We start from the raw sequence: 8095 nt of genomic DNA, 5'->3' as shown, positions 1-8095 counted from the left end.
TCGGCGACCTGCTCGGCCTGCGGGGCCTGCTCGGCGGCCGGGGCCTCCTCGGCGGCCGGGGCGCCGGAGCCGTCGTCGATCAGCGCCAGCTCGGCGCCGACCTCGACGGTCTCGTCCTCGGCGACCTTGATGGAGGACAGCACGCCGGAGGCGGGGGCCGGGATCTCGGTGTCGACCTTGTCGGTCGAGACCTCGAGCAACGGCTCGTCGGCCTCGACGCGCTCACCCTCGGCCTTCAGCCAACGGGTGACGGTGCCCTCGGTGACGCTCTCGCCGAGCGCCGGAAGGGTTACGGAAACCGCCATGGTTTCGGTTGCTCCTTACGAATTGCGGAAGTCTGTGTCGTCGCGCCCAATGACCGAGGGAGGTCAGTCGTGGGAGTGCAGGGGCTTGCCGGCCAGCGCCAGGTGGGCCTCGCCGAGCGCCTCGTTCTGCGTCGGGTGGGCGTGGACGAGCTGGGCCACCTCGGCCGGCAGCGCCTCCCAGTTGTAGATCAGCTGGGCTTCGCCGACCTGCTCGCCCATACGGTCGCCGACCATGTGGACGCCGACCACGGCACCGTCCTTGACCTGGACGAGCTTGATCTCGCCCGCGGTCTTCAGGATCTTGCTCTTGCCGTTGCCCGCCAGGTTGTACTTCAGGGCGACGACCTTGTCCGCACCGTAGATCTCCTTGGCCTTGGCCTCGGTGATGCCGACGGAGGCGACCTCCGGGTGGCAGTACGTCACCCGCGGCACCCCGTCGTAGTCGACCGGGACGGTCTTCAGGCCGGCGAGCCGCTCCGCCACCAGCATGCCCTCGGCGAAGCCGACGTGCGCGAGCTGGAGGGTCGGGACGAGGTCACCGACGGCGGAGACGGTCGGGACGTTGGTCCGCATGTACTCGTCGACCAGGACGTAGCCGCGGTCCATGGCGACCCCGGCCTCCTCGTAGCCCAGGCCCTGCGAGACCGGGCCGCGGCCGATGGCGACGAGCAGGACCTCGGCCTCGAACTCCTTGCCGTCGGCGAGGGTGACCTTGACGCCGTCCTGGGTGTACTCGGCCTTCTCGAAGAAGGTGCCCAGGTTGAACTTGATGCCCCGCTTGCGGAAGGCGCGCTCCAGCAGCTTCGAGCTGTTCTCGTCCTCGACCGGCACGAGGTGCTTGAGGCCCTCGACGATCGTCACGTCGGTGCCGAAGGACTTCCACGCGGAGGCGAACTCGACGCCGATGACGCCGCCGCCCAGGACGATCGCGGACTTCGGCACGCGGTCCAGCGTGAGGGCGTGGTCGGAAGAGATGATCCGGTTGCCGTCGATCTCCAGGCCCGGCAGCGACTTCGGCACGGAGCCGGTCGCCAGCAGGACGTGGCGGCCCTGGACGCGCTGACCGTTCACATCGACGGAGGTCGGCGAGGACAGCCGGCCCTCACCCTCGATGTAGGTCACCTTGCGCGAGGCGATCAGACCCTGCAGGCCCTTGTACAGGCCCGAGATCACGTCGTCCTTGTACTTGTGGACGGCCGCCATGTCGATGCCCTCGAAGGTGGCCTTCACACCGAACTGCTCGCTCTCGCGGGCCTGGTCGGCGATCTCGCCCGCGTGCAGCAGGGCCTTGGTGGGGATGCAGCCGTTGTGCAGGCAGGTACCGCCGACCTTGCCCTTCTCGATCAGGGCGACGTCCAGGCCCAGCTGTGCCCCGCGCAGCGCCGCGGCGTAACCACCGCTGCCGCCGCCGAGGATCACTAGGTCGAAAACAGTGCTGGCGTCGTTCGCCACGTCACGTCCTCCATGCATGTGCGCCACGCCGGTCTCCAGTGACCGGTCGGCGGCTGGTGTCCGGCCGCTCTTTGTTCTCGGCCCTTGAGGTGGGCCCTGTCCTGCCGAGCCCCATCTTCGCACTTGTCGGCTCCGTACGAGACGCCGGGCCGGGGTGTGAGACACCCCACGTTCCCTTGTGTCGCCGCAGGAGGCGACGCCCTCCAGGGGCGCGGGGCTGTGTTTGATCTGCGGCTCCGCCGCGTGGGCGCGACCGGCCGGGCCGGTCGGTCACCGACGGAGGGACGACGCCGCCAGGGGCGCGGGAACTGCGCGACCAGCCACAACGGACGCGCAGCCGCCGAATCACCCGTACCCCCGGGCTCTCAGGCGCCCTAGCCCAGATCGCCCGCAGCCGTCAGCTCCGCGACCCGCACCAGCGTCCGCACGGCCGTCCCGGTCCCGCCCTTGGGCGTGTATCCGAACGGTCCGCCCTCGTTGAACGCCGGACCCGCGATGTCCAGGTGCGCCCAGGTGATGCCCTCGCCGACGAACTCGCGCAGGAACAGGCCGGCCACCAGACCGCCGCCCATCCGCTCACCCATGTTGGCGATGTCGGCGGTCGCCGAGTCCATGCCCTTGCGCAGGTGCTCGGGCAGCGGCATCGGCCAGGCCGGCTCGCCGACCTCTTCCGCGGCCTCGTGCACCGCCGCGCGGAACGCGTCGTCGTTCGCCATGACCCCGTACGTCCGGCTGCCCAGCGCCAGCATCATCGCGCCGGTGAGGGTCGCCACGTCGATGATCGCGTCCGGCTTCTCCTGCGAGGCCGCCCACAGCGCGTCGGCGAGCACGAGCCGGCCCTCGGCGTCGGTGTTGAGCACCTCCACCGTCTTGCCGCTGTACATGCGCAGCACGTCACCCGGGCGGGTCGCGGAGCCCGACGGCATGTTCTCGGCCAGCGCCAGCCAGCCGGTCACGTTGACCTCCAGGCCGAGGCGCGCGGCGGCGACGACCGCGGCGAACACGGCGGCGGCACCGGCCATGTCGCACTTCATCGTCTCGTTGTGCCCGGCCGGCTTCAGCGAGATGCCGCCCGAGTCGTAGGTGATGCCCTTGCCGACGAAGGCGAGGGACTTCGTCGCCTTGGACGACGTGTACGACAGCTTCACCAGCCGCGGGCCGGCGGCCGAGCCGGCGCCGACGCCGAGAATGCCGCCGTAGCCACCCTTGGTGAGCGCCTTCTCGTCGAGCACCTGCACCTTGATGCCGTGCTCCTTCGCGGCGGCCTGCGCGACCGCCGCGAACGCCTCGGGGTCGAGCTCGTTCGGCGGGGTGTTGACCAGGTCGCGGGCGCGGTTCAGCTCCTCGGAGACGGCCGCGGCACGCTCGATCGCCGCCTTGTACGCCTTGTCCCGGGGCTTGCCGCCGAGCAGCGCGGCCTCGGCCAGCGGGGCCTTGCCGTTCTTGGCCTTGGCGGCGTCCTGTCCCTGACGGCCCGACTCCTTGTAGGCGTCGAAGGAGTACGCGCCGAGCAGCACGCCCTCGCCCACGACGCCGGCGTCGGCGGCCTCGGTGATCGGGAGGGCGAAGGCGGCCTTCTTGGCGCCGGCCAGGGCGCGGGCGGCCACGCCGGCGGCCCTGCGCAGTGCCTCGGCGTCGAAACCGGCGTCCTTCTCGGGCTCGGAGCCGAGGCCCACCGCCACCACGACGGGCGCCTTGAAGCCGGACGGAGCGGGCAGCTTCGTCACCTCGCCCTCGGCGCCGGTGGCACCGAGGGTCTCCAGGACGCCGGCGAGCCGGCCGTCGTACGCCTTGTCCACGGCCTCCGCGCCCGGTGCGACGACCAGGCCCTTGGCGTTCTTGGCGACACCGATCACGATCGCGTCGGCCCGCAGGCCGGGCGCCGCGGCGGTGGAGAGAGTGAGAGCAGTCACGGTGGTGAATTCTCGCTTCCGTATGAAGTCTTGTATGGCCGAATGCGGGTGGGTCGACCGGGCCCGACAACCGACCCTAGATCCCTCCTGCGATGCGGTCTTTACCTGGGCAGGCAAACACCCGGCACGAGCCTACGCTCGCGTCCGGCTCCGCTCCCTCCCGCGGGGCCGCGGTTTCCCCCCGGAGCCTGGTTTCGCAGCGGTCGCGGTTTCCCATCGACCGTGGTTTCCCACCGACCGTGGTTTCCCGCTCGGTTTCCGGGATGGGAGATCATTCCTGGGGTACGCCACCGCGCCACCCCACACCATGGAGCACGCCCCGTGAGACGCCCGGTCCTGTCGATAGCCCTTCTCCTGCTGCTCGCGGGCTGTTCGTCGTCCCCCGACGACGAGCCGGAAGCCGTCGACCACTGGCAGCCCCGGCCCGGCACCGCCTGGCAGTGGCAGCTCAGCGGCAGGCTCGACACGTCTGTCGACGTACCGGTCTACGACATAGACGGGTTCGACCACACCGGGTCCACCGTGGCCGCGCTGCACGAAGACGGCCGCAAGGTCATCTGCTACCTGTCCACCGGTGCCTGGGAGGACTTCCGCCCCGACGCGGAGAAGTTCCCCAAGTCGGTGCTGGGCAAGGGCAACGGCTGGGAGGGGGAGCGCTGGCTGGACATCCGCGAGACGGAAGTCCTGGAGCCGCTGATGGCCGAGCGCATCGACATGTGCCGCGAGAAGGGCTTCGACGCGGTGGAGCCGGACAACATGGACGGCTACGAGAACGAGACCGGTTTCCCGCTCACCGCCGACGACCAGCTCCGCTACAACCGGCTGATCGCGAAGCTCGCCCACGACCGCGGCATGGCCGTCGGCCTCAAGAACGACCTGGACCAGATACCCGAGCTGGTGGACGACTTCGACTTCGCGGTCAACGAACAGTGCGCCCAGTACGGCGAGTGCGCCGACAACCAGCCGTTCATCGATGCGGACAAGGCGGTCTTCCACGTCGAGTACGAGCTGCCGACCGACCGCTTCTGCGCCGAGTCCCGTGAGCTGAGGCTGAGTTCGATGCTGAAGAAGTACGAACTGGGGGTGTGGCGCGAGGCCTGCTGAGCCCGGTCTCAGCCGAGGACCAGCACCACGAGCGCGGTGGTGGCCGCCGTCTCCGCGACCCCGCCGAAGACGTCGCCGGTGACCCCGCCGAAGCGGCGGACGCAGTGCCGCAGCAGCAGTTCGGCGACGGCTACGGCGCACAGCACGGCGAGCGCCGTACGGACCGCGTCGTACGGCCCGAGGAACGCGCCCGCCGCCGCCCCGGCCGCCGTCACGACGGCGGTGACCGCCGTCGCGCCGCCCACCGGTACCACTCCGGCGACCGCCGCGCCCAGTCCCTCCGGGCGGGCGGCGGGCACCCCGGCCCGGGCGGCGAGCGTGAGCGCCAGCCGGGCGGCGGTCGCCGAGACCACGGCGGCGAGCGCGCCCCGCGCCCAGGACCCGTCGTAGGCCTGGGCCAGCGCGGCCACCTGGGCGAGCACCACGAACACGAGGGCGAGTACGCCGAACGGCCCGATGTCCGACTGCTTCATGATCCGCAGCGCGTCCTCGGCGGGTTTCCCGCTGCCGAGCCCGTCCGCGGTGTCGGCCAGCCCGTCCAGGTGCAGGCCGCGGGTGAGCACCGCGGGTACGGCGGCCGTGGCGACCGCGGCGAGCAGGCTTCCCGCGCCCAGGAACAGCAGCAGGAGCCCGGCCGCCGCGGCGACGAGGCCGACGGCCAGTCCGGCCAGCGGCGCGCACAGCATGCCGCCGCGCGCCGCCTCCCGGTCCCAGCGGGTCACCTTGACCGGGAAGACGGTGAGGGTGCCGAAGGCGAAACGGAGGCCGTCGGGGGAGGGGGTCCTGAGCACCGGCGCAGACTACCCGGCGGTCACCAGGGCACCGGCGCGGGCCGGGGATAAAGTTCGCATATGGGAGATTGGTGGCAGCGCAACATCATGGAACCGGGCAAGCTGCCGCTGCTCCTCGCCCTGGCGGCCTTCGTCCTGACGTTCGTGATCACCCGGGTCATCACCCGGCGCATCCGGGCCGGCAAGGGCCCTTTCGGCAACGTCGAGGCGGGCGGGGTGCACATCCACCACGTCATCCCGGGGATCGTCCTCACCGTCGTCGGAGGCTTCGGCGCGGTCGCGGGGGGCCGGCACGGGTTCGGCTCCGCCCTCGCGGCGGTGGTCTTCGGTGTCGGGGCGGGGCTCGTCCTGGACGAGTTCGCGCTGATCCTGCACCTCGACGACGTCTACTGGACCGAGGAGGGGCGGCAGAGCGTGGAGGTCGTGGTGGTCACCGCGGCCCTTGTCGGACTGTTGCTCGCCGGATTCACGCCGTTCGGCGTCGACGGCATGTCCGAGGACGAGTTGCAGGACCGCGCCAACGTCATCGCGACCGTCGCGGGGAACTTCTGCTTCTCCCTCCTCGCCCTGGCCAAGGGCAAGGCCCGCCTCGCGGTCTTCGGGGTGATCGTTCCCCTTGTCGCCCTGATCGGCGCGGTCCGCCTGGCCCGGCCGGACTCGCTCTGGGCCCGCCGCTTCTACGGGCGCCGCCCGCGTGCCCGTGCCAGGGCCCGCCTGCGTGCCTACCACCACGACCGCCGCTGGTCCGGGCCCCGCCGCGCCTTCCAGGACTGGATCGGCGGCCGCCCGGACCCGGACCCGGACCGTCGGTGATGCCTGCGGCGGCCTGTGCGGGTTGGGTGGGGGTGCGCGTGGCGCGGGTCGTTTCGTTGTGGGACCGGGCCGCGCCGGGGGTGCCCGTCCTCGGAACGGCGCGGAATCGGTCGGCCACGGAAGTGCCGGCGTGGACGCGCCAACCGCTGCGGGTGGACACCCCCCGACACGTCCCCTTCGCGCCATACGCGGCTAGCGGTCTCCCCCGCCTCGCGCGGTTGCGGGCAGTCGCCACCGCCCCCGCGCGCGGCCGCGGGCAGTCGTGCCGCTGGGGCGGCACGGGTGGGCGCAGCGGCACCCCGTGGCGCCGGGCCGCGCGACGCACCCCGGCCCGCGCCCAAGCCGGGTACCCGGTAGCGCCGGACGCGCGGCTGACCCCTGGCCCGTACCCACGCCGGGCACCCCGTGAACGCCGGGCCGCCGGCCGCCCCTCACTCACGCCGGACGCGCGGCTGCCGCCGGCTCACTCGGCCGCGACCTCCACCTCACCGTCCAAGACCTCCGGCAGCTCCGCCGCCAGCGCCGCCGCGGCCTGGACCAGCGGCAGTGCCAGCAGGCCCCCCGCGCCCTCACCCACCGTCACGCCCTGGGACAGCAGCGGCTCCAGGGCCATCCGGTCCAGCGCCTTGGCCTGGGCCGGCTCCCCGCTGTCGTGGGAGGCCAGCCACCAGTCGGGTGCCCGGAAGGCGACCCGCTGCCCTACCAGCGCGCAGGCGACCGTCACCACGCCGTCCAGGATCACCGGCATCTTCCGCACCGCGCTCTGCAGCAGGAAGCCCGTCATCGCGGCGAGGTCGGCGCCGCCCACGGTCGCGAGCAGCTGCAACTGGTCCCCGAGCACCGGCCGGGCGCGGCGCAGCGCGTCGCGGATCGCCGCGCACTTGCGCATCCAGGCCAGGTCGTCGATCGCCAGCCCGCCCCGCCCGGTGACGACCGACGCGTCGGTCCCGCACAGCGCGGCGACCAGCACGCCCGCCGCCGTGGTCCCGCCCACGCTCACATCGCCGAGCACCACCAGGTCCGTACCGGAGTCGGCCTCCTCGTCGGCCACCGCCATCCCGGCCCGGAAGGCGGCCTCGGCCTCCTCCAGGGTCAGCGCGTCCTCGATGTCGATGCGCCCGCCGCCGCGCCGCACCCGGTGCCGCACGACGTCGGCCGGCAGCGTGTCCGGCTCGCAGTCCAGTGCCATGTCGACGACCCGCACCGGCACGCCGAGGCGCCGGGCGAGCACGGACACGGGCCGGCCGCCCTCCAGGACCTCGCGCACCAGCTCACCGGCGCCGCCCGCGGGCCGCGCCGAGACGCCCAGCTCGGCCACCTTGTGGTCACCGGCGAAGAGCACCACCCGGGGCCGTTCGAGCGGCCGCACCGGTACGACGGACTGCGCCGAGGCCAGCCACTCGCCCAGGTCGTCCAGGCGGCCCAGCGATCCGGGCGGAACGACCTGACGCTCCCGGCGCGCCTCGGCGTCGCGGCGCACCCCGCCGTCGGGGCGCTCGATCAGATCGGTGAAGTCGTCGAGATTCAGCGAGCTCATTCGTCGAACAGTACCGGCCCGGTGGGACCACCACGGCGGGCCCGTGCGCACCGCGCCCGAGCTGCGTCGTTGCGCCCCGGATCGCGATCACCTACGTAACGTTTCGCAGTAATTGTCGTATGCCGTCCTGCTGTGTCCTCGTCTCGCGTCGGGAGCCGCCCATGACCGCACCCTCCGCCC

7 protein-coding genes are annotated in these 8095 nt (G+C 72.5%); 2 read left to right on the top strand and 5 right to left on the bottom strand.

Translation table 11 applies throughout. The features are described from left to right. The 3 genes from EBH09_RS09780 to EBH09_RS09770 form a co-directional block, all read right to left on the bottom strand. On the bottom strand, positions 1 to 305 hold a 305-nt coding region (locus EBH09_RS09780; protein WP_345940931.1), incomplete at its 3' end, for a biotin/lipoyl-containing protein. A 63-nt stretch (positions 306 to 368) separates the two neighbouring features. Beyond that, the gene (lpdA, locus tag EBH09_RS09775) at positions 369 to 1757 is read right to left on the bottom strand and encodes a dihydrolipoyl dehydrogenase (protein WP_193776216.1); all 1389 of its coding nucleotides are present in this window, start codon (positions 1755 to 1757) and stop codon (positions 369 to 371) included. A 374-nt stretch (positions 1758 to 2131) separates the two neighbouring features. Further along, on the bottom strand, positions 2132 to 3670 hold the full coding sequence (locus EBH09_RS09770; RefSeq protein WP_121746622.1) for a leucyl aminopeptidase: 1539 nt from the start codon (positions 3668 to 3670) through the stop codon (positions 2132 to 2134). Between the two features lie 321 nt (positions 3671 to 3991). Here EBH09_RS09770 and EBH09_RS09765 point away from each other — a divergent pair, with 321 nt between their 5' ends. Continuing rightward, positions 3992 to 4774: an endo alpha-1,4 polygalactosaminidase gene (locus EBH09_RS09765; protein WP_121746621.1), complete on the top strand. Its 783-nt coding sequence runs from the start codon at positions 3992 to 3994 to the stop codon at positions 4772 to 4774. 8 nt (positions 4775 to 4782) lie between these two features. Here the strand turns inward: EBH09_RS09765 and EBH09_RS09760 are convergent, their stop codons facing one another. After that, positions 4783 to 5565 carry an adenosylcobinamide-GDP ribazoletransferase gene (locus EBH09_RS09760; protein WP_121746620.1) on the bottom strand — a complete coding sequence of 261 codons (783 nt, stop codon included), beginning with the start codon at positions 5563 to 5565 and terminating at the stop codon, positions 4783 to 4785. A 60-nt stretch (positions 5566 to 5625) separates the two neighbouring features. Here EBH09_RS09760 and EBH09_RS09755 point away from each other — a divergent pair, with 60 nt between their 5' ends. Then, positions 5626 to 6378, top strand: coding sequence for a hypothetical protein (locus tag EBH09_RS09755; RefSeq protein ID WP_121746619.1), 753 nt, complete (start codon positions 5626 to 5628; stop codon positions 6376 to 6378). A 463-nt stretch (positions 6379 to 6841) separates the two neighbouring features. On the opposite strand, the gene cobT is transcribed toward EBH09_RS09755, so the two are convergent. After that, on the bottom strand, positions 6842 to 7915 hold the full coding sequence (cobT, locus tag EBH09_RS09745; RefSeq protein ID WP_121746618.1) for a nicotinate-nucleotide--dimethylbenzimidazole phosphoribosyltransferase: 1074 nt from the start codon (positions 7913 to 7915) through the stop codon (positions 6842 to 6844). Positions 7916 to 8095: the final 180 nt, after the last annotated feature.

The sequence above is a fragment of the Streptomyces sp. E2N166 genome (assembly GCF_003671715.1).
Taxonomy (GTDB): domain Bacteria; phylum Actinomycetota; class Actinomycetes; order Streptomycetales; family Streptomycetaceae; genus Streptomyces; species Streptomyces thinghirensis.
The sequence above is the reverse complement of the archived record's forward strand: the minus strand, read 5'-3'. Positions and strand labels throughout refer to the sequence as shown.

Bases quoted from the DNA above. Each gene is read 5' to 3' on its own strand.
- EBH09_RS09755 (WP_121746619.1), top strand. From the start codon at position 5,626: ATGGGAGATTGGTGGCAGCGCAACATCATGGAACCGGGCAAGCTGCCG.
- cobT (WP_121746618.1), bottom strand. From the start codon at position 7,915: ATGAGCTCGCTGAATCTCGACGACTTCACCGATCTGATCGAGCGCCCC.